Annotated in this window: 15 protein-coding genes and 1 tRNA gene; 11 read left to right on the forward strand and 5 right to left on the reverse strand. The window is 64.0% G+C overall.

Annotated features, from left to right (window positions below):
• Nucleotides 1-173: 173 nt before the first annotated feature.
• Complete coding sequence (locus tag WBK23_RS09740) at nucleotides 174-1,082, reverse strand: LysR family transcriptional regulator (protein WP_424483778.1); 909 nt, start codon at nucleotides 1,080-1,082, stop codon at nucleotides 174-176.
• 198 nt (nucleotides 1,083-1,280) lie between these two features.
• Here WBK23_RS09740 and WBK23_RS09745 point away from each other — a divergent pair, with 198 nt between their 5' ends.
• Nucleotides 1,281-2,459: an acyl-CoA dehydrogenase gene (locus WBK23_RS09745; protein ID WP_424483779.1), complete on the forward strand. Its 1,179-nt coding sequence runs from the start codon at nucleotides 1,281-1,283 to the stop codon at nucleotides 2,457-2,459.
• 117 nt (nucleotides 2,460-2,576) lie between these two features.
• A complete protein-coding gene (locus WBK23_RS09750; protein ID WP_424483780.1) occupies nucleotides 2,577-3,800 on the forward strand; it encodes a CaiB/BaiF CoA transferase family protein in 1,224 nt (407 codons plus the stop codon).
• A gap of 44 nt (nucleotides 3,801-3,844) precedes the next feature.
• Here WBK23_RS09750 and hmpA read toward each other — a convergent pair whose 3' ends face one another.
• A complete protein-coding gene (hmpA, locus tag WBK23_RS09755) occupies nucleotides 3,845-5,026 on the reverse strand; it encodes an NO-inducible flavohemoprotein (protein ID WP_424483781.1) in 1,182 nt (393 codons plus the stop codon).
• Between the two features lie 174 nt (nucleotides 5,027-5,200).
• Here hmpA and norR point away from each other — a divergent pair, with 174 nt between their 5' ends.
• Nucleotides 5,201-6,751 (forward strand): nitric oxide reductase transcriptional regulator NorR, encoded by a 1,551-nt coding sequence (gene norR / locus WBK23_RS09760; protein ID WP_424483782.1) that lies wholly within the window; start codon nucleotides 5,201-5,203, stop codon nucleotides 6,749-6,751.
• A 55-nt stretch (nucleotides 6,752-6,806) separates the two neighbouring features.
• Here the strand turns inward: norR and WBK23_RS09765 are convergent.
• A tRNA-Arg gene (locus WBK23_RS09765) sits at nucleotides 6,807-6,883 on the reverse strand.
• A gap of 348 nt (nucleotides 6,884-7,231) precedes the next feature.
• Here WBK23_RS09765 and gabD point away from each other — a divergent pair.
• The 3 genes from gabD (at nucleotide 7,232) to WBK23_RS09780 (ending at nucleotide 11,687) form a co-directional block, all read left to right on the forward strand.
• Nucleotides 7,232-8,680 carry an NADP-dependent succinate-semialdehyde dehydrogenase gene (gabD, locus tag WBK23_RS09770; RefSeq protein ID WP_424483783.1) on the forward strand — a complete coding sequence of 483 codons (1,449 nt, stop codon included), beginning with the start codon at nucleotides 7,232-7,234 and terminating at the stop codon, nucleotides 8,678-8,680.
• A gap of 177 nt (nucleotides 8,681-8,857) precedes the next feature.
• Nucleotides 8,858-10,138: a 4-aminobutyrate--2-oxoglutarate transaminase gene (gene gabT / locus WBK23_RS09775; RefSeq protein ID WP_424483784.1), complete on the forward strand. Its 1,281-nt coding sequence runs from the start codon at nucleotides 8,858-8,860 to the stop codon at nucleotides 10,136-10,138.
• Between the two features lie 340 nt (nucleotides 10,139-10,478).
• A complete protein-coding gene (locus tag WBK23_RS09780) occupies nucleotides 10,479-11,687 on the forward strand; it encodes an HDOD domain-containing protein (protein ID WP_424483785.1) in 1,209 nt (402 codons plus the stop codon).
• Between the two features lie 14 nt (nucleotides 11,688-11,701).
• Here the strand turns inward: WBK23_RS09780 and WBK23_RS09785 are convergent, their stop codons facing one another.
• Nucleotides 11,702-14,590 (reverse strand): EAL domain-containing protein, encoded by a 2,889-nt coding sequence (locus WBK23_RS09785; RefSeq protein ID WP_424483786.1) that lies wholly within the window; start codon nucleotides 14,588-14,590, stop codon nucleotides 11,702-11,704.
• Between the two features lie 280 nt (nucleotides 14,591-14,870).
• Between WBK23_RS09785 and arsS the strand changes: the two genes are divergently transcribed.
• Genes arsS through WBK23_RS09810 form a run of 5 tightly spaced genes read left to right on the forward strand, consistent with a single transcriptional unit; the run spans nucleotide 14,871 to nucleotide 21,041 of the window.
• Nucleotides 14,871-15,836 carry an arsenosugar biosynthesis radical SAM (seleno)protein ArsS gene (gene arsS, locus WBK23_RS09790; RefSeq protein WP_424483820.1) on the forward strand — a complete coding sequence of 322 codons (966 nt, stop codon included), beginning with the start codon at nucleotides 14,871-14,873 and terminating at the stop codon, nucleotides 15,834-15,836.
• 10 nt (nucleotides 15,837-15,846) lie between these two features.
• Entirely contained in the window at nucleotides 15,847-17,226 is a 1,380-nt protein-coding gene (locus tag WBK23_RS09795) for a sodium:solute symporter (protein ID WP_424483787.1), read from the forward strand.
• The gene (locus WBK23_RS09800) at nucleotides 17,226-18,194 is read left to right on the forward strand and encodes a hypothetical protein (protein ID WP_424483788.1); all 969 of its coding nucleotides are present in this window, start codon (nucleotides 17,226-17,228) and stop codon (nucleotides 18,192-18,194) included. Before WBK23_RS09795 ends, WBK23_RS09800 begins: the two co-directional genes overlap by 1 nt.
• The gene (locus WBK23_RS09805; protein ID WP_424483789.1) at nucleotides 18,187-20,328 is read left to right on the forward strand and encodes an FAD-dependent oxidoreductase; all 2,142 of its coding nucleotides are present in this window, start codon (nucleotides 18,187-18,189) and stop codon (nucleotides 20,326-20,328) included. The genes WBK23_RS09800 and WBK23_RS09805 overlap by 8 nt, the downstream gene beginning before the upstream one ends.
• Complete coding sequence (locus WBK23_RS09810) at nucleotides 20,328-21,041, forward strand: DUF3047 domain-containing protein (protein ID WP_424483790.1); 714 nt, start codon at nucleotides 20,328-20,330, stop codon at nucleotides 21,039-21,041. The genes WBK23_RS09805 and WBK23_RS09810 overlap by 1 nt, the downstream gene beginning before the upstream one ends.
• Before the next feature lie 4 nt (nucleotides 21,042-21,045).
• Here the strand turns inward: WBK23_RS09810 and WBK23_RS09815 are convergent, their stop codons facing one another.
• Nucleotides 21,046-22,116, reverse strand: coding sequence for a fatty acid desaturase (locus WBK23_RS09815; RefSeq protein ID WP_424483791.1), 1,071 nt, complete (start codon nucleotides 22,114-22,116; stop codon nucleotides 21,046-21,048).
• Between the last annotated feature and the right edge of the window lie 42 nt (nucleotides 22,117-22,158).

Here is a 22,158-nt window from a genome sequence, read left to right on the forward strand (position 1 = left end):
CTTTCGGCCGGTAGGCGCGGTTGCAAGTGTAGCAACCCAGATAGCTGACTACGGGGTCAGCATTGAGCGACGACCCAGCCTGCATGGGCTCTCGCCGCCGAGCGACGGCCCAGTTAAAGCTCAGTCGACGGACAATTGGCGGGATTTTGCGTCAGGACCTTGGCAACTGTTGCCTATTTCAAACCACTGGCCAGGGCATAAGCCGCCGCTTCCCGCACCAGCCAGTCGCGCAGGAGCAACAGGGCCGCCGACTCCAGCTTGCGTTCGGGGATGATCAGGTAATAGGCCTTGTCACTGGCCAGGCTGTGCGTCGAGGCCATCACCAGGTGACCCTCGTCGAGTTCGCGGCGGATCAGGAACGGCGGGATCAGCGCCACGCCCATCTCATGCATGGCCGCCTGGGCCAGCATGGAAAACAGCTCATAACGCGGCCCGCTCATATCCCGTGGGCTGTCCAGCCCCTGGGCGTTGAACCACTGACGCCAGGCATAGGGCCGCGTGGTCTGTTGCAACAGCGGCAGGCTGGCGATCTGCTCGGCGCTAAGCGCAGCCTGCCCGGCGAGCAGCGCCGGGCTGCACACCGGCATCGGATTTTCACGCATCAGCAAGTGCGCCTGGGTACCGGACCAGTCGCCATCGCCGAAATACACCGCCGCGTCGAACTCGGTGTCGGCAAACAGAAAGGGGCGGGTGCGGTTGGTCAAGTTGACCGTGATCTCCGGGTGCAACCGCTGAAAGTCCTTCAGACGCGGCAGCAGCCACTGCGTACCAAAGGTCGGCACCACCGCCAGCTCGATGCTCATTGCGCCCTGCTGGCCCATCACCGCCAGGGTGTCGCGCTCCACCGCATCGAGCTGGCCGGCCACCCGGCGCGCATAGGACTGCCCAGCTTCAGTCAGCTTCACCCCACGGCGCGAGCGGCGGAACAGCTCGATATTAAGGAAGGTCTCCAACCCGGAGATCTGCCGGCACACCGCGCCCTGGGTCAGCGCCAGTTCCTCGGCGGCCTTGGTAAAGCTCTGGTGGCGCGCCGCCGACTCGAAGGCGATCAGCGCGGCGGTGCTGGGGATCTTGCGGCGCATCTGTGCGTCACCCTCACTTTATTTGGCTAAAAATGCCACACAAGCCTATCTCGAAGTGAGTAATACGCACAATTGCGTGCACAATCCTCGTTTGCCTGTCTGCCACAAGCCGCCTAGGATCAATCCCACATCAACTGCGGGCGCAGTCTAGCTGCGCACACAACCGCCCTATCACTGTCTGAATTCGAGGTTTTCGCGATGGCCAAGGCAAGCTTTAACTGGATCGACCCGCTACTGCTCGACCAGCAACTGACCGAAGAAGAGCGCATGGTGCGCGACAGCGCCCAGCAGTTCGCCGCCGACAAGCTGGCCCCGCGCGTGCTCGAAGCCTTCCGCCATGAGCAGACCGACCCGAAGATCTTCCGCGAGATGGGCGACACCGGCCTGCTCGGCGCGACCATCCCTGCCGAATACGGCGGCAGCGGCCTGAACTACGTGTGCTACGGCCTGATCGCCCGCGAAGTCGAGCGCATCGACTCCGGCTACCGCTCGATGATGAGCGTGCAGTCGTCGCTGGTGATGGTGCCGATCTTCGAATTCGGCAACGAAGCGACCAAGCAGAAGTACCTGCCCAAACTGGCCAGCGGCGAATATATCGGCTGCTTCGGCCTCACCGAGCCGGATCACGGCTCCGACCCAGGCTCGATGATTACCCGGGCGAAGAAGGTCGACGGCGGTTACCGCCTCAGCGGCAGCAAGATGTGGATCACCAACAGCCCGATCGCCGATGTGTTTGTGGTCTGGGCCAAGGATGACGCCGGCGAGATCCGCGGCTTTGTGCTGGAAAAAGGCTGGCAGGGCCTGAGCACTCCGACCATCCACGGCAAGGTCGGCCTGCGCGCCTCGATCACCGGCGAGATCGTGATGGACAACGTGTTCTGCCCGGAAGAGAACGCCTTCCCTGACGTGCGTGGCCTGAAAGGCCCGTTCACCTGCCTGAATTCAGCCCGCTACGGCATCAGCTGGGGCGCGCTGGGTGCGGCCGAGTTCTGCTGGCACACCGCGCGTCAGTACACCCTCGACCGCAAACAGTTTGGTCGCCCGCTGGCGCAGACCCAACTGATCCAGAAGAAGCTCGCCGACATGCAGACCGAGATCACCATGGCCCTGCAAGGCTGCCTGCGCCTGGGTCGGATGAAGGACGAAGGCACCGCCGCGGTGGAAATCACCTCGATGATGAAACGCAACAGCTGCGGCAAGTCCCTGGATATCGCCCGCATGGCCCGCGACATGCTCGGCGGCAACGGCATCAGCGACGAGTACGGCGTGGCCCGCCACCTGGTCAACCTGGAAGTGGTGAACACCTATGAAGGTACCCACGACGTCCATGCGCTGATCCTCGGCCGCGCGCAGACCGGTCTGCAGGCGTTCTTTTAAAGCTGCCCGCGAACTTACGCCCTCTAACCGTAGGGTGGATGACACTCTGTTCATCCACCGCCTCTACCGCATGGTGGATGGATAAAACCTCATCCACCCTACGCAGGAATCTTCGCTATGCCCGGTGCCCTATCGCATATCCGTGTTCTCGACCTGTCTCGCGTGCTGGCCGGGCCCTGGGCCGGGCAGATTCTCGGTGACTTGGGCGCTGAGGTGATCAAGGTCGAGCGCCCCGACAGCGGCGACGACACCCGCCACTGGGGTCCGCCCTATGTGAAAGACGCCGAGGGCAACGACTCGCGCGAAGCGGCCTACTTCCAGAGCGCCAACCGCAATAAACAGTCAGTGACCCTGGATTTTACCCAGCCGGAAGGCCAGCGCCTGGTGCGCGAGCTGGTGCAGAACTGCGACGTGCTGCTGGAGAACTTCAAGGTCGGCGGCCTGGCGGCCTATGGCCTCGACTATGAATCGCTGAAGGCCATCAACCCGCGGCTGGTCTACTGCTCGATCACCGGCTTCGGCCAGGACGGCCCGTACGCCAAGCGTGCAGGCTACGATTTTATGATCCAGGGTCTCGGCGGCCTGATGAGCCTGACCGGCAAGCCGGATGGCGAGGAGGGTGCCGGACCGATGAAAGTCGGCGTCGCCCTCACCGATATCCTCACCGGCCTGTACGCCACGGTCGGTGTGCTGGCGGCGCTGAATCAACGTGAGCAGTCCGGCCTCGGCCAGCATATCGACGTGGCGCTGCTCGACGTGCAGGTCGCCTGCCTGGCCAATCAGGCGATGAACTACCTCAACACCGGGGTCGCGCCCAAACGCCTGGGTAACGCTCATCCGAATATCGTGCCCTACCAGGATTTCCCCTCGGCCGATGGCAACTTCATTATCGCCGTCGGTAACGACAGGCAGTTCCGCAAGCTGTGCGAGGTTGCCGGCCTTACGGCTTTGATCGACGACTCGCGTTTTTCCTCGAACAAGGCCCGCGTCGCCCACCGCGCCGAGCTGATCCCGCTGCTGCGCCAGGCCACGGTATTCAAAACCACCGCCGAATGGGTAACGCTGCTGGAAGCCGCCGGCGTGCCGTGCGGGCCGATCAACGACCTGGCTCAGGTGTTCAACGACCCACAGGTCAAAGCCCGCGGCCTGCGTATCGACCTGCCCAATAGCCTGGGCAGCACAACACCCCAGGTCGCCAGCCCGCTACGCCTGTCCGAGACCCCGGTGGAATACCGCAACGCACCACCACTGCTCGGCGAACACACCGAACAGGTGCTGACCCGCCATCTGGGCCTGAGCGCGGAACAGATCGCCGCGCTGCGTGAGGCCGGGGTACTGTAGAGACGGCTAGCAGGCCGTTGAAAAACGTAGGCGAGGCCCTTGTTTCAACTGTCCAGCGCGCTAGCCGGACCAAAGAACTCGTAATGGCTCTGCGCCGCCGGCACGCCGAGGTGCTGCAGATGCCGTTTGACCTGCGCCATAAACGGTTTAGGGCCGAGGAAGTAGGCATCCAGATCGCGCTGCTCGGGCAGCCATTGCTCTAGCTGCTCCAGACTAAGCAAACCTTCGGCATCGGCCGCATCGCCTTCGCGCGGCTCGCTGTAGCACACGTAATGGCGCAGCTGCGGCCGCTCAACACGCTGCGCCTCAATCCAGTCGCGGAAGGCATGCACGCCGGAATGCCGGGCGCAGTGGATAAAGTGGATATCGCGACCCGTGTCGCGCGCTGCTTCCAGCATGCTCAGCGCCGGGGTGATGCCGACCCCCGCGGTGATCAGCACCAGCGGCTTGGCCGACTCGCGTAGTACGAAATTCCCCGCCGGGGCAAACAGCTCCAGGCTGTCACCGACCTGCAGCTGGTCATGCAGGTAGTTGGAGACCTTGCCGCCGACCTCGCGCTTGACGCTGATGCGGTACTCGCGGCCATTGCTCAAGGCCGACAGCGAGTAGTTGCGGCGCTGTTCGCCGCCGTCCAGCAGCAGGCGCAGGCCGATGTACTGGCCCGGCTGGAATGCCGCCAGCGCGCCGCCGTCCGCCGGCACCAGGTACAGCGAGACGATCTCCTCGCTCTCCTGCACTTTGCGACTCAGGCGGAAACTGCGCGCTCCGCGCCAGCCACCCTCAGCATTAGCGTTGGCGCTGTAAGCAGCCTCTTCGGCACCGATGAGGATGTCCGCCAGCTGCCCATACGCCACGGCCCAGGCCTCGATCACCGCATCGGTGGCGATCTCCGCACCGAGCACTTCCCGAATCGCCCGCAGCAGGCAGCTGCCGACAATCGGGTAATGCTCGGGCAGGATCTGCAGCGACACATGCTTGTTGACGATCTGTCCTACTAGAGGCCCCAACGCCTCCAGCCGGTCGATATGCCGGGCGTACATCAGCACCGCATTGGCCAAGGCACGCTGTTGGCCGCCGCTGGCCTGGTGCGCCTGATTGAACAGCGCGCACATCTCGGGATACTCGTTGAGCATCATCTGGTAGAAGTGCCGGGTCAGGGCCTCGCCACCGCTTTCCAGCAGGGGCACGGTGGCTTTGATCAGGGCGGTTTGTGCAGGGGTCAACATAGAGCTTCCTCGTCAGGGCGACACGCTGCACTTGCGCAGCGATGCGGTTCATATCACCCTGACTATTACAGGAAGCGTGCCAATTATTTTATTTATATAAATCATAGACTTATAAATACTTGTGTCTTTATGACAGCAGGCATTTCGAGTCTTAATGACAGCTAGCGTGTCCTTATGACAACAAATCCACTGCTTACCGCGCTGATTCCTCTGGTCGCCGATCTGTCCCGCGAGCTGCCGGAAGCCGAGCGCTATCGCCGCCTGCTGCAAGCGCTGCGGCAACTATTGCCGTGCGACGCCGTGGCGCTGCTCAAACTCGATGGCGAGGTGCTGATTCCGCTGGCCGTCGAGGGCCTCAGCGCCGACACCCTCGGCCGGCGCTTCAAGCTCAGCGAACAGCCGCGCCTGCAGGCGCTGTTGGCGCAACGCGGGCCGACCCGTTTTGCCACCGATTGCGAGATGCCCGACCCCTATGACGGCCTGGTCGACGGCCATCGCGGCCACCTGCCCGTGCACGACTGCCTCGGCTGCCCGCTGTATGTGCAGGACCAGCCCTGGGGCCTGCTGACCCTCGACTCGCTCGACCCGGCGAGCTTCGGCCGGGTCGATCTGGACAACCTGCAGGCCTTCGCCAGCCTGGCCGCCGCCACCGTGATGGCCAGCGAGCGGATCAACGCGCTGCTGCAACGCGCCGAGGATCAGCACCAGTTGGCCGAAGCCTACAAACAGGCCGCCGGCCAGCAACGCCCGCGTGAACTGATCGGCCAGAGCGCCGTGCACAAACGCCTGCAGGAGGAGATCGCGCTGGTCGGCAACAGCGAGCTGAGTGTGCTGATCAGCGGTGAAACTGGGGTCGGCAAGGAGCTGGTCGCCGAAGCCTTGCATGCCGCCTCGCCCCGCGCCGCAAAGCCGCTGATCAGCCTCAACTGCGCGGCGCTGCCGGACAATTTGGTGGAAAGCGAACTGTTCGGCCACGTGCGCGGGGCCTTTACCGGCGCGCACAACGAGCGCCGCGGCAAGTTCGAACTGGCCGATGGCGGCAGCCTGTTTCTCGATGAAATCGGTGAGTTGCCCTTGGCCGCGCAAGCCAAGCTGCTGCGCGTATTGCAAAGCGGCCAACTGCAACGGGTCGGCGCCGACCAGGAACAGCGGGTCAACGTGCGCGTGCTGGCCGCCAGCAACCGCGACCTGGCCGAGGAAGTGCGCGCCGGACGCTTTCGCGCCGACCTCTACCACCGCCTCAGCGTCTATCCATTGAAAGTCCCGGCGCTGCGCGAACGTGGCCGCGACGTGTTGCTGCTGGCCGGCTACTTCCTCGAAGAAAACCGCGCCCGCCTGGGGCTACGCAGCCTGCGTCTGACTGCTGAAGCTCAGGCCAACCTGCTGGCCTACAGCTGGCCGGGCAACGTGCGCGAACTCGAACACCTGATCGGCCGCGCCGCCCTCAAGGCCCTGGCCGGTTGCAGCGAACGCCCGCGCATCCTCAGCATCGACAGCGCGCACTTGGACCTGCCTACCCGCCAAGCCGTCGCAGTGCCTGCAACTCAACGCGCCGCAGAGCCACACAACGAGCTGCCGCTACGCGAGGCCCTCGACGCCTACCAGAAACAGTTGATCAGCCAGGCGCTTGCCCGCCACCAACACAAATGGGCCGCCGCCGCCCGCGAACTGGGCATCGACCGCGCCAACCTGATCCGCCTGGCCAAACGCCTGGGCCTACAGTGAGCAGGCCCTAAAACGCAAAAAGCCCCGGATTTTCATCCGGGGCTTTTCGTTTATATGGCGCACCAGGCGGGATTCGAACCCACGACCCCTGCCTTCGGAGGGCAGTACTCTATCCAGCTGAGCTACTGGTGCAGCGCGGGCGCAATCATACGCATGTCGCTGGCGGGCGTCCATGCCGCTGCCTTGTTCGCAATTCTGCACGGCAGCGGCTACTCAGCTGTTTAACCACATAAAGCGGGTGAATAAGCGCAATATTCCGTTAATTTTTTCGAACAGGCTATTGCCCTTTACCCCTCGTGACCCTAGGATTCGTTTGAGATTTCAAACGCTCTTGCTAAAACTGTGCGCAATTCCGGGTGATTGGTCATCTGCGAGGCGCACATCAGCGGCAAAAGCGCACACACCGAACCTACACGCGCCGCTTGGCGGCGCACCCAGTGCAAGTGCCGATACCAGGGTGTCGGAATTTAGGAGACTGCCATGCAACTGAAAGACACCCAGCTGTTCCGTCAGCAGGCTTATATCGACGGCACTTGGCTGGACGCCGACAGCGGCCAGACCATCAAGGTCAACAACCCGGCCACCGGCGAAATCATCGGCACCGTGCCGAAGATGGGCGCAGCGGAAACCCGTCGCGCCATCGAAGCGGCCGACCGTGCGCTGCCGGCCTGGCGTGCCCTGACCGCCAAGGAGCGCTCGAACAAACTGCGCCGCTGGTTTGAACTGCTGATCGAGAACCAGGACGACCTCGGTCGTCTGATGACCCTGGAGCAGGGTAAGCCGCTGGCCGAAGCCAAGGGCGAGATCGTCTACGCCGCTTCCTTTATCGAGTGGTTCGCCGAAGAAGCCAAGCGCGTTTACGGCGATGTAATCCCTGGTCACCAGCCAGACAAGCGGCTTATCGTCATTAAACAGCCGATTGGCGTGACCGCAGCCATCACCCCGTGGAACTTCCCGGCGGCGATGATCACCCGTAAAGCCGGCCCGGCCCTGGCCGCTGGCTGCACCATGGTGATCAAGCCAGCCTCGCAGACGCCGTTCTCCGCTCTGGCCCTGGTGGCTCTGGCCGAGCGCGCCGGCATTCCGAAAGGCGTGCTGAGCGTGGTTACCGGCAGCGCCGGCGATATCGGCAGCGAGCTGACCAGCAACCCGATCGTGCGCAAGCTGAGCTTCACCGGCTCCACCGAAATCGGTCGCCAGCTGATGGCCGAATGCGCCAAGGACATCAAGAAGGTATCCCTGGAACTGGGCGGCAACGCGCCGTTTATCGTGTTCGACGATGCCGACCTGGATAAAGCCGTCGAAGGCGCGCTGATCTCCAAGTACCGCAACAACGGCCAGACCTGCGTCTGCGCCAACCGCCTGTACATTCAGGACGGCGTGTACGACGCCTTCGCCGCCAAGCTGGCAACAGCCGTGGCCAAACTGCAGATCGGCAACGGCCTGGATGATGGCACCACCACCGGCCCGCTGATCGACGACAAGGCCGTGGCCAAGGTGCAGGAACACATCGCCGACGCCATCAGCAAAGGCGCACGCCTGCTCGCTGGCGGCAAGCCGCACGCCCTAGGTGGCAGCTTCTTTGAGCCGACCATTCTGGTCGACGTGCCGAACAACGCAGCAGTCGCCAAGGAAGAAACCTTCGGCCCGCTGGCACCGCTGTTCCGCTTCAAGGACGAGGCCGACGTGATCGCCATGTCCAACGACACCGAGTTCGGCCTGGCCTCGTATTTCTATGCCCGTGACCTGGGTCGTGTGTTCCGTGTGGCGGAAGCCCTGGAATACGGTATGGTCGGCGTCAACACCGGGTTGATCTCCAATGAAGTCGCGCCGTTCGGCGGCGTAAAAGCCTCGGGCCTGGGCCGTGAAGGCTCGAAGTACGGCATTGAGGATTACCTGGAAATTAAGTACCTCTGCCTGGGTATCTAATCCTGGCGAAGTGGCAATAACCCCGCCGAAGACGCACGAGAGCGCTGCGTCTTCGGCTTTTATACGGACATAGCTGTGGCCGGGTGTGCTGTGACAGTCGATCATCGAATACTGCCAAGCCGTCGCCGGTGACACATCCTTGAACCACGCCGAAATTAACCGGCGAATGAGGACATCATGAGCAAAACCAACGAATCTTTGATGCAACGCCGCACCGCTGCCGTTCCGCGTGGCGTGGGCCAGATCCACCCGATCTTCGCCGAGTCGGCGAAGAACGCCACCGTAACCGACGTTGAAGGTCGTGAATTTATCGACTTCGCCGGCGGCATCGCGGTGCTCAACACCGGTCACCTGCACCCGAAAGTGATTGCCGCCGTGCAGGAACAGCTGACCAAGCTGACTCACACCTGCTTCCAGGTGCTGGCCTACGAGCCATACGTCGAGCTGTGCGAGAAGGTTAACGCCAAGGTCCCGGGCGACTTCGCCAAGAAGACTCTGCTGGTCACCACTGGCTCCGAAGCGGTGGAAAACGCCGTGAAGATCGCCCGAGCCGCCACTGGCCGCGCTGGCGTGATCGCCTTCACCGGCGGCTACCACGGTCGCACCATGATGACCCTGGGCCTGACCGGTAAAGTGGTGCCTTACTCGGCCGGCATGGGCCTGATGCCCGGCGGCATCTTCCGCGCCCAGTACCCGTGCGCGCTGCATGGCGTCAGCACGGATGACGCGATCGCCAGCATCGAACGCATCTTCAAGAACGATGCCGAGCCGCGCGATATCGCCGCGATCATCATCGAGCCAGTACAGGGCGAGGGCGGTTTCTACGTCGCGCCGAAAGACTTCATGCTGCGCCTGCGCGCCCTGTGTGATCAGCACGGCATCCTGCTGATCGCCGACGAAGTGCAGACCGGTGCCGGCCGCACCGGCACCTTCTTCGCCATGGAACAGATGGGCGTCGCCGCCGACCTGACCACCTTCGCCAAATCCATCGCCGGCGGTTTCCCGGTGGCGGGCGTGTGCGGCAAGGCCGAATACATGGACGCCATCGCCCCGGGCGGTCTGGGCGGCACCTATGCCGGCAGCCCGATTGCCTGCGCCGCGGCCCTGGCCGTGATGCAAGTGTTCGAGGAAGAGAAACTGCTGGATCGCTGCAAGGCCGTTGGCGAGCGTCTGGTCACTGGCCTCAAAGCCATCCAGGCCAAGCACAAGGCCATCGGTGACGTGCGCGCCCTCGGTGCGATGATCGCCGTCGAGCTGTTCGAAGGCGGCGACCTGCACAAGCCCAACGCTGCACTGACCGCCGCCGTGGTGGCCAAGGCACGCGACAAGGGCCTGATCCTGCTGTCCTGCGGCACCTACGGCAACGTGTTGCGCGTATTGGTACCGCTGACCGCCGAAGACACCTTGCTCGACAAAGGCCTGGCCATCATCGCCGAGTGCTTCGCCGAACTGGCCTAAGTACGCCGCGTTAACCCGGCAATAAAAAAGACCCGCTTCGGCGGGTCTTTTGTTTTCGGCGATTGAGTAGGCCATCGAACTGATAGCCAGGTGCTATTGGCGAGAAACAAGCCATAGCCTGCATCATGCCGCCCGACACAGCCTTGTCAGCTACCTCCGCAGCGCTTTGTAGGACAACCAGACCGCTCTATCACGGCCTATTCAGGCCGCATAAGAAAGTTGACGAGTTGTTCAGCACTTCGTCGGCCGACGCTGGTTTTAAAGTTGCCACCCCGTACACTGCGCGCCGTCACACCGCTGACGCCATTATTTTGCTATCACGCTTTACCCTGAGGTTTTCATGACTGCCCTGGCCAACGCTCCGGAGATTCTGATCGCCGAAGCAGACCCCTGGACTGCCGACCTGCTCGTGCAACTGGTACTCGACGTTCGCGCCGATGCACGCATCATCCGGGTCACCGACGGCGCGGCGGCACTGGCCAAGTGCAAGCGTCGCCTGCCCGCCCTGGTGATTGCCGACGGCGACCTGCCGGGCCTCGACGGCCTGGAGCTGCTGCGCCAGTTGCGCCGACACCCGCGTACCCCGGCCTTGCCGTTTATCCTGATCAGCAGCCGCCTGGATGCCAGCAGCGTGCGTGCCGCGCGGCCACTGGCACCGACTGCTTATCTGGCCAAGCCGTTCAATGCCGAACAACTGCGCCAGCGCCTGCTCGGTATTCTCGGCAGCGCCGCAGCCCACGAAACCGAAGTGGCCGCGCCGCTGCTGGTCGACAGCCTGGATGACTACCTCAATGCGGTGCGCGAAGAAGGTCAGGGCGCGCCGTTGCTGGCCTCGGTGCGTGATTCGGTGAGCCAGTGCCTGAGCGGCGATGACAGCGACCTGCGTGAGCTGGAACAGGTGTTCGCCCGTGACCCGCAGATCACCGCGCGATTGATCGCCGCCGCCAACAGTGCCGCGCAGCACCAGGGCGCACCCTGCCAGACCCTCAGCCAGGCGCTACCTCGCCTGGGCCTGGCGCGCACGCTGAATCTGGTGCTGGGCATGGCCGTGCAACGCAATGCCCGACTCAGCGACCCACGCCTGGCCGAGCTGGCCGGCAGCGCCTGGGACAACGCCCAGCGCAGCGGCGAACTGGCGCGCTGGCTGGCCAATGAACTGAACCTGGATGCCGAGCTGTGCTTTACCGCCGCGCTGCTGCACAACATCGGCGAGCTGGCCTTGCTGCGCAGCCTGCAGGACTGGCAGGACGCCGGCGGGGCCCTGCGCGATGAGGATATTCAGCAGAGTTTCCAGCAGCGCGCCGCCAGCTTCGGCTCGGCGCTGCGCATCCGCTGGCGCTTGCCATTCGGCCTGCGCGAGCTGATCGCCGCGTTCTACAGCCTCGGCAGCGGGGTGTTTTCCCGCGAGGCGCTGGTGCTCAACCTGGTTGGCCTGATGCTGCGCCAGCGCAGCAATCAGTCACCCAGCGACCTGCGCGAGGAGCGCTGTGTGCGCATGCTGCGCCTGGACAGCGAGCTGCTGGAGCGCATGCCGCGCCTGGCGGCTTAGCGGCGGTTAAACACCTAGCGGCCGGACGGGTCGAGCGCCAGCGTCATCTGTGTGTCCGGCAAATGGGCATCGGCCAGTTGGGTCAGCGGCTGCGGGTGGCCGATAAAGTAGCCCTGGGCGTAGTCGAGCCCCAGCCCGCGTACGCATTCCAAGGTGGCCTGGCTTTCAACGAACTCGGCCACGGTGCTCAGGCCCAGCTGACGAGCGATCTGCTGCATCGAGCCGACCATCGCCTGGTTGATCGGATCGGCTTCAATGCCGCTGATAAAGCTGCCATCGATCTTGACGATATCCAGCGGCAGGTGGCGCAGGTAGGCATAGGACGCAAAGCCGCTGCCGAAATCGTCCAGCGCCACCTTCAGGCCCAGGCTGCGCAGCTGCTTGATCCACTGCGCGGACACGCCCAGCTCGCCGAGCGCGACCATCTCGGTCACTTCGATGCACAGCTTGTGCGCCGGCAGGTTGAGCCGCAGCAGTTCGCTGTGCAGCAGCTCATGGAAATGCGCATTGAGCAGCGAGCTGGCGGTCAGGTTGAAATTGACCTGGGCCAGTTGCTGCACATGCCGCGGGTTGTCCGCCAGCCACTGCAATAGTCGCAGCAGCACCCAGCGGTCGATTGCGCCGAGAAAACCATAGCGCTCGGCCGCGCCGAGAAACTGGCTGGGGCTGATCCACTCACCGCTGTGCGGGTCGCGGTAGCGCAGCAGCACCTCATAACGCAGGCCGTCGGCGGCGCCCTGCAGTGCCACCACCGGCTGATAGAACAGCTCAAAGTGGCCCTGATCGATGGCCTCACGCAGGCGGGTGATCCACTGCAGCTGGCGCTGATGTTCGAGCAGCACGCCATCGGCCGGATTGAACTGCTGCACCCGATTGCGTCCCAGGTGCTTGGCCAGCTGGCTGGCGCTGTCGGCCCAGTTCAGCGCGGTTTCCCAATCGCTGACGCCGCTGCCCAGTTCGAGCAGGCCTATGCTGGCCTGCACGCGGAACGGCCGGCCCTGCCAGTTGAACACGAACTGCTCGACGCACAGGCGCAGCGCCTCGGCGTGCTCGAGGGCCGCCTCGGCATTCACCTCGCGCAGCAATACCGCGAACTCGTCGCCACCGATGCGCGCCAGCTCGGCATGCCGTGGCAGCTGGTGTTGCAGATGGCTGGACAGCTGGCGCAACAGCTGGTCGCCGGCCGAATGGCCGCAGAGGTCGTTGACCTGCTTGAACTGATCCAGATCCAGGCACAGCAAGTGGCTGAAGCGCAGCCGCGCGCCACTCGTCAGGCTTTCGCGCAGCAGGCGTTCCAGCTCGCGGCGATTGAGCAAGCCGGTCAGCGAGTCGTGGGCGGCCAGGTGCTGCAAGCGCTCCTCCAGCGCACGGCGCTCGCTGAGGTCGACGACGATGCCTTCGATGCAATCCTGGGTCGGGCGCAGGTGCAGCGACAGATAGACCCAATGGCTCTGCCCGTCGAGGCCCTGCATCTGGCATTCCTGGCTCAGCGTCGGCTGCTCGTGCTGCAACGCCGCCACCCGCTCGGCCCATTGCTCGGCCCCCAGCAGCTGCTGCATGGACAGCCCCTCGCTGCCCTGTTCCAGACCCAGCAGCGCTGCAAAGCTCGGGTTGGCTTCAATCAGCGCGCCACTGCGGGTGCAACGAAAAATCCCTTCGCCACTGCTGCTGAACAGCGCCTGGTATTGCTCCAGGTTGCCCAGCGCCTGGGCCTTGCTTTGCAACAGGGCGCGGCGGATCTGCTCAAGCTGCTTGTCGAGCATGCCGCCGAACAGCAGCATGCTCAGCACCGGCAGGTAGGCGTGCATGTAGTTGAAGGCCGGTGGCAGCGGAATCAGCCCGCTGCGGCTGAGCGGCACCAGCAGCATCAACAGCAACGCGGCGCTCCAGCACAGCAGGTAGCCGATGGCGTAAGGCCGCCGCTGACGCACAGCCAGCAGCAAAAGCAGCAGCTGGAACAGACCGGTCAGCAGAATCAGCCCATTCAGGGCCTGGTAGGAACGGTAGTGGCCGTAGCTGAGCATGGTCCAGGCGCTGACCAGCAGGATCAGTCCGAACAGGCCGTTGCGCAGCAGGTGCAGGCGCGGCAACTCAAGCTTCAGCGCGCTGGCGAGGAACAGGCTGCTGAAAATCAGCATGCCCGGGTTGGCCAGGTTGGCCAGTTGCATCGGCAGCCACACCCACTGCGGCGCGAGCATGGCGCTGACGCCGTGGAGGCTGGCGTTGTACAGGGCGACACTGGCCAGGGTCAGGCAGAACCACACCAGCTGCGGCTCACGCAGGGTGCTGAACTTGACCAGGTAGAACAGCGCCAGGCTGAGCAAAGCTCCGAGTAGCAGGCCGCTCTGCAGCCAGACTTGCGCCAGCAGCAGCGGGCTCTGCTCCGCCGCGACCAGCTGCAACGGCAGGCTGATTGCCGAACCGCTTTGCACCCGTACCAGCAGGGTATGCGGGCCCTGACCGAGACGCGGCAGACTCAGCATAACGTTCGGCGAGGGTTCGCCGCGCAGCTGAAAGGCGCGGTGATCACCGCTGTAGAGCGACGTCACCAAACGCCCGCGCTCATACAACCAGACCTCAATATCGTCGAGCACGGGCCGGTCGATGATCAGGTTGAGGCGCTCGGCCGGCGGGGCCTCAAGGCTAAACGCCAACCACCAGGCACTGGCCGAGTACCCCATGTGCGGGATGCCCTGCACCCGCTGGCCCTGGCGCTCGATCAGCGCCAACACTTCACCCGCGGTCAGGTTTGCCCCCGGGTCTTCCAGCACCTGGCTGGCGGGCACCGCGACCGGCTGCGCCAATTGCTCGGCGCTCAGTTGCAGCACCGGCAAGGCAGCCAGCGCCTGGCCGGTGAGACCCAGCAAGAGAACCAGCAGGGGAAGTTTGAACAGACGAAACATCCTTGACGCCTCAATACACTGCAAGGCGTCACGGCTCAGGGTGAACACAGCCCGTTCGGAGAAAACGAGATGACGCTGCGAAATTCTAGCTGAGAACCGCCGTCTTGATTGCGTCGACCGTCTCACTCGGTGCCCGCGCCAGGCACGCATGCCGAAACGATTGTTCACGGCTGATCGGTAACAAAAGCGCCCAGGCAGTCTCTATAGTGGCTACAGACCGGCTGGCAGCGCTCAACGCGTTGCAATATCCGCCAGCATAAGGAGCCCAACCGTGCACGCCATGCTGCCCCTGCTCGACCAACTGGCCTTTCCGCCGATCCGCCGTGGCCGGCTGGAAGCGCTGCAGATCAACCTGACCTACCGCTGCAACCAGCGCTGCCTGCATTGCCATGTGAATGCCGGGCCGACCCGCACCGAGGCGATGACCGACGATAGCCTGGCGCTGCTGCACCAGGTGATCGACGCCCATCCGGTGCACACCCTGGACCTCACCGGCGGCGCGCCGGAGATGCACCCGCGCTTTCGCGAGATAGTCGAGCACGCCCGGCGCGAGGGCCTGCGGGTAATCGACCGTTGCAACCTGACCATCTTGAGCGAGCCGGGCTTTGAGGACTTGGCGCAATTTCTCGCCGGGCAGGGCGTGGAAGTCACCGCCTCCTTGCCCTGTTATTCCCGCGATAACGTCGATAAACAGCGCGGCGACGGCGTGTTCGATGCCAGCATCCAGGGCCTGCAGCAGCTCAATGCCCTGGGCTACGGCCAGGCGGACAGCGGCCTGATCCTCAACCTGGTGTACAACCCGCAAGGGCCCAGCCTGCCGCCGCCACAAGCGGCGCTGGAAGCCGATTACAAACGCCACCTGGCCGAGGACTTCGGCATCGTCTTCAACCACCTGCTGTGCATCACCAACCAGCCGATTGCCCGCTTCGGCAGCACCCTGGTCAGCAAGGGCCAGTTCAACGGCTATATGCAGCTGCTACGCGACAGCTACCGCGCGGAAAACCTCGAACCGCTGATGTGTCGCTCGCTGGTCAGCGTCGACTGGCAGGGCTATCTGTACGACTGCGACTTTAACCAGATGCTCGATCTGCCGCTGCAACTGCCCGGGGTGATCGGGCGTGATCGGCCACACCTGCGTGATCTGCTTAACGCATCGCTGAGCGGCAATCCCATCGTTACCCGCGACCATTGCTTCGCCTGCACCGCCGGGCAAGGCTCCAGCTGCGGCGGCTCGTTAACTTCCTAAGGATCGAAGCATGCAACCAACCAGTCTGACCGGGCTGTTTTTCTGGGGCTTTCTCGTGGTCTACGGCGCGCTGATGCTGGCCTTGTCGCCACGCGCCGTGACCCTGGGCGGGTTCTTCAATGGCGAGGACAATCAGGGCCGCAGCGCCAGCCCCTGGCTGATCACCTCCAGCATCTTTATCAGCTGGATCTTCGCCAAATCGGTGACCAACGCCGCCAACCTGGGGGCCAGCTACGGCCTGGTCGGCGGCCTCGCCTATGCCATGTACTGGCTGTCTATTCCGCTCACCGGCTTTGTCATCTACCGCCTGCGTCGGCGCTTTGCCGCCACCGGCCTGGTCAGCTTCCTGAGCAGCCATTACGGCCGGGGCGCGGCCCTGGCGTTCTCGGCGGCGATTCTGATCCGCCTGTTTAACGAGGTGTGGAGCAACACCGCGGTGGTCGGCGGCTATTACGGCGACTCGGGCAGCTTTGAATTTATCGCCTCGGCCCTGCTGTTTACCGCCGTGACCCTGGCCTACAGCCTACGTGGAGGCTTGCGCAGCTCGATTCTCACCGACGCGGCGCAGGCGGCGATCTTCGTTATCGCCCTGGTCTGGGTGCTCGGCCTGGTGCTGCCACAGCATTCGCCCAGCGAGCTGGCCAGCACCAGCAACTGGGCGCTGAATGCCGGTGTCGACCTGCTCCTGGTCGCCGGCCTGCAGGCCTTCAGTTATGGCTTCCATGACCCGGTGCTGACCGACCGCGGCTTTATCAGCGAGGAGAAGGCCATGCGCCGCTCCTTTCTGATCGCCGGCATTCTAGGCTTTATCGCCATCCTGGCCTTTAGCCTGATCGGCGTACACGCCCAGCTGACCGGCCTGGCCGCCTCGGACAATGTGCCCGCCGCCCTGGCCAAGAGCCTGGGCATCGGCGCGCTGCTGGTGATGACCGTGGTGATGGTTTCGGCCGCCGGCTCGACCCTGGATTCGACCTTCTCCAGCCTGGCCAAACTGGCCGGGCGCGAGCTGCCGAAACTGGCCGGCCGCGACCTGGGGCAGAAGGCCATAGGCGTCGGCATGGCGGTGATGGTGCTGTTCGCCCTGCTCGGCAACCTGCCGATGATCGCCGGCACCGATATCCTCAAGGCCACCACCATCAGCGGCACCATGGTGATCGGCCTCGCCCCGGTGTTCGTCCTGCACGGCCTGACCCGTCCGACCCGCCTGGGCTTTCACCTAAGCTTCTGGACCGGTCTGGGCCTCGGCGTAGCCCTGACCCTGAACTGGACTCCGCAAAGCTGGGCCATAGGCGACGGCAAATATGCACTGTTGCTGGGTACCAACCTGTATGGCCTGGGGCTCTGCGTACTCGGCTATCTGATCCCGGGCTGGCTGCGGGGCAAAGCCTGATGCGCGCCGGCCGCGATTGCCCGCTGGACTACCGCCTGGCGCGAGATGCCTTTAGCGGTGAGCCGCTGTTCGACTGCGATGTGCTCTATGTGGTCGGCGGCCTCTATGGCAATCGCCAGGCCCTGGCGGCCGTACAGCGCCGCCTGGTCGCCGAACCAAAGGCACGCGTGGTGTTTAACGGCGACGCCCACTGGTTCGACCGTGATCCCGAGATTTTCCAGCAGATCGAGCAAGGCCTCGCTGCCCATCTGGCCTTACGCGGCAATGTCGAGACCGAACTGGGTCGCGCGACCGACAGCGGCGCGGGCTGCGGCTGCGCTTACCCGCTGACCGTGGAAGAGGCGGTGGTCGAACGCTCCAACGCCATCCAGCAGGAATTGAATAAAACCGTGCAGGGCTTGCCCGGGATGGCTGAACGCCTGGGCGCAGGGCCCAGCACTGCACTGATCAGGGTCGGCGGCCAACGCGTGGCGATCAGCCATGGCGACGAGCAGTCCCTGGCCGGCTGGAGCTGCTCGCGGGAAGCTCTCAGCGAAGCGGCGCGCCAGCAGCAACTGGATAACTGGTTGCAGAGCGCAGACATCCGCGGTCTAGCCACCAGCCATAGCTGCTCGGCGGTGGCGCTAAATCTGACTCATGGCGCGCTAATCAATAACGGCGCGGCCGGCATGCCCAACTTTGCCGGCGGCCGCTATGGCCTGCTTAGCCGCATCGCGACGACACCACATCCGGCGGCGCTGTATCGCTGCCAACGCGACGGCCTGTTTATCGAGGCGCTGCCGCTGAACTATAACCACGATGATTTTCTCGCCGACTTCGACCGCCAGTGGCCCGCCCATAGCCCAGCGGCGCTGTCCTATCGTTCACGGGTACTCGGCCAACTGAGCGACCGCCCCGAAACTGCCCTGCTGGCCGGCTTTAGCCTGTGCCAAAGCCTCTGCGCCCTGGAGGCGCTGACTGATGAATAGCCGCAAACTCGCCCTGATGGGCCTGATCCTCGCGCTTCTGGGCAGTTTCTTTGTCTTCGACCTCGGCCAGTACCTCAATCTGGAAGCGCTCAAGACGCAGCAGGCGGCGCTGAATGCCCAGGTAACGGCGCAGCCCTGGCTGGCGGCTGGCGTGTTCTTTCTCGCCTATGTGGCGGTCACAGCCCTGTCGCTACCCGGCGCGGCGCTGATGACCCTGCTGGCCGGCGCGCTGTTCGGCCTGTTCGAAGGCTTTGTCCTGGTGTCCTTCGCTTCCACCCTCGGCGCGACCCTGGCCATGCTCAGCAGCCGCTTTCTGCTACGCGACTGGGTGCAGAGCCGCTTCGGCCAACGTTTGGCCGGCATCGATGCGGGGATTGAGCGCGAAGGCGCGTTCTACCTGTTCGCCTTGCGCCTGGTGCCGCTGTTTCCGTTCTTTCTGATCAACCTGGCGATGGGCCTGACCCGTCTGCCGGCGCGCACCTACTGGTGGGTCAGCCAGCTCGGCATGCTGCCGGGCACCCTGGTGTACGTAAATGCCGGACGCGAACTGGGTCAGCTGGATTCGTTGGCCGGCATCCTCTCGCCAGGGCTGCTCGGCGCCTTCGTACTGCTCGGGGTATTCCCGCTGATTGCGCGCAAGCTGCTCGACCTGATCCAGGCGCGACGGGTGTATGCCGGTTGGCACAAACCGAAAACCTTCGACCGCAATCTGCTGGTGATCGGTGCCGGTGCCGGCGGCCTGGTCAGCGCCTATATCGCTGCGGCGGTGAAGGCCAAGGTCAGCCTGATCGAGAAGCACCAGATGGGCGGCGACTGCCTGAACACCGGCTGCGTGCCATCCAAGGCGCTGCTGCGTTCGGCCAAGCTGGCCAATGAACTGAAAAAGGGCGCGGCACTAGGCTTTACCGGCGTGCAGGGCACGGTAGATTTCCCGGCGGTGATGCAGCGCATCCAGCGGGTGATTGCCGATATCGAACCGCATGATTCGGTCGAGCGTTACACAGGCCTGGGCGTCGAGGTGATTCAGGGCGAAGCGAAAATCCTTTCGCCCTGGAGCGTGGAGGTAAACGGCCAGACCCTGACCAGCCGCAACCTGGTTATCGCCGCCGGCGCGCGGCCACTGGTGCCGAAAATTCCCGGCCTGGAGCAGGTGCAGAGCTACACCTCGGACAGCATCTGGGGCCTGCGTGAGCAGCCGCGTTGGTTGCTGGTGCTGGGTGGCGGGCCGATTGGCTGCGAGCTGGCCCAGGCCTTTCAGCGCCTCGGCAGCCAGGTGATTCAGGTGGAACTGGCCGAGCGCCTGTTGCCGCGCGAGGATGCCGATGCCAGCGAGCTGGTATTGAATAGTCTGCGCAGCGACGGCGTGGATGTGCGCCTGCAACACAAGGCCGAACGCTTTGAAGTGGTGGATGGCGAACAGCGGATGGTCGCTCGCCGTCTGGACACCGGCGAGGAGGTGACCATCGCCTTCGACGGTCTGCTGCTGGCCCTCGGCCGCGTCGCCAACGTCACGGGTTACGGCGTCGAGGAACTGGGCCTGACTGTGCGGCCCAACGGCACCCTGGAAACCGACGAGTACCTGGCCACGCGCTTTCCCAATATCTACGCGGTGGGCGATGTCACCGGGCCGTATCAGTTCACCCATGTCGCCGCGCACCAGGCCTGGTATGCCGCGGTGAATGCGCTGTTCAGCGGTTTTAAGCGTTTCAAGGTGGATTACCGGGTGATTCCCGCCTGTACCTTTACCGATCCCGAGGTCGCCCGCGTCGGTCTCTCCGAAGGCGAAGCAAAAGCGCAGAACATTGCCTATGAGGTGACCCGCTACGGCATCGACGACCTCGACCGGGCCATCGCCGACGAAGCCGCCCACGGCTTTGTCAAAGTGCTGACTGTCCCGGGCAAGGACCAGATTCTTGGCGTAACCATAGTCGGCGAGCATGCCGGCGAACTGCTGGCGGAATACGCTCTAGCGATAAAACACGGCCTGGGCCTGAACAAGATTCTCGGCACCATCCATAGCTACCCGACCATGGCCGAGGCCAACAAGTACGCCGCCGGCGAATGGAAGCGCGCGCATGCACCGCAGGGGTTGCTGCGGTTGGTTGAGCGCTTTCATAGCTGGCGCAGAAGCTGATGCGCGCCCTGTTAATCACCCTGCTGCTGGGCACACCGCTGGCCCAGGCCGATAACCAGCTAACGCCCTGGACGGCCGGCCCACCCAGCGGCGAATGGTCGGCACCCTGGCGCCTGGCGGATATCCCCAAACTCAAACCATCCGCGCGCACGCTGGTCGAACAGGACGGTAAGCCGGTGTTACGCATTCAGGCCGATGCGGCGGCGGGCGGCCTGCTGCACCCGCTGGATCTACCCGGCGAGCAGCCCTGGCAGCTGAGCTGGCAATGGCGCACCGAGCAGAAACTGGAGCAGGCGCGCTTTGCCACCCGCGAGGGCGACGACTACGCGGCGCGGGTTTATGTGCTGCTGGATTACCCGCTGGACTCGCTAAGTTTTGTCACCCGGCAGAAGCTGCGCCTGGCGCGGACCTTCTTCGATCCGAATCTGCCGGCGGCGACCCTGAGTTACGTCTGGGACAACCGCGCCGCGCCCAGCACCCATGCCCGTAGCGCCTATACCGAAACGGTGGAAATGCAGGTGCTGCGTGGCCCGGAAGCGCCGCTGGGGCAATGGCTCAGCGAAAGCCGCGATCTAAACGCCGACGCCATCGCCGCCTTTGGCAGCGCGCCACGCAAGATCCTCGGCGTGGTGTTTGCCGCCGACAGCGACAACACCGGCGAGTCGGCCACCAGCTATTTCGCCGCGCCACAACTGCAGCGCGGCGAACCCTGAATGATCAGGCGGTTTGCGCCTGCTGCAGCGGCTGCTTATCCGCCACGCGGGTCCAGCGATTAGCCCGCACAAAAGTGCCGAAGTCGTTAAAACGCACGCCGTGTTCGCGCATCACCTTGTGCGCGAACGGCACGCTGAGTTGGCGGATATAGAAGGGCTCCTTGACCACAAAATGGTGGATCGCGTGGCTGCTGCCGAAGTTAAAACAGAACGCCTGCAGCGGCCACAGCCACCAGGGGTTGAGCACCTGGGTTTGCTGGATCACGTTGCCAGCCTCGACATCGCCGTAGTAATGCATGTTGGAGCTGACAAAGTGCAGGCAGAAGGTGCGCAGCACGTTGGGGCCGACCAGCACCACCACGGCGATATTTACTGCCGCCATCACGTTCAACGTGCTTGCCGACCAGGCCACTGGCGCGCCCAGCGCGGCGGCCGTGAAGTCGATCAGATGAAAGCCGAGAAACACATACCAGGTGCCCCAGTTGAGCAGGCCCAGCGGCGCATAGACCTTGAGCGTACGGCTGACGATCAGCCACTTGTGCTGTGCATTCTTGGCGCGCAGAAAACGGATAAACGACGACATCATATTGTCGCCAACCATCAGCAGGCGGGCGATGCCCCAGGGCTCGCCATTGGTGATCGCGCGCTCCTCGATATCGGTTTCGCTGCCGGACACCTTGTGGTGGTTGAGGTGCAGATGGCGGCGCACCCAGGGGTTGATGGTGCTCGGCCGCGCGAGCCAGACCAGCGCCATCATCAGGTTGTGCGGCACCCGGCGCTTGCGGAAATACATCGAGTGGATCAGGTCGTGCTCCAGCTCGTGGGTCAGCGAGGCGAAGAAGGCGTTTAGCAACAGACACACCCACCAGGCCATATAACCGCCGATATACAACGCCGCCGAGCCGAGCATCCCGGCCAGGGCAACGCTCAGAATGCCGACGCCGATGGCGTCCTGGTGCTTGAGAATGGGAAAGCGCTGGCGCAGTTCGACGCCATGGGCCATCACCTGTTGGCGAATCGCAGCGGCGCGTTGCGCATCATTCATAAGCGTGGCACTTGCGGGGGAATGGGACATGCCTACATCCTCTGGTTGAGCATGCGCCCACTGTGCCGCGAA

This window comes from Pseudomonas sp., from assembly GCF_049653025.1.
Lineage (GTDB): Bacteria > Pseudomonadota > Gammaproteobacteria > Pseudomonadales > Pseudomonadaceae > Aquipseudomonas.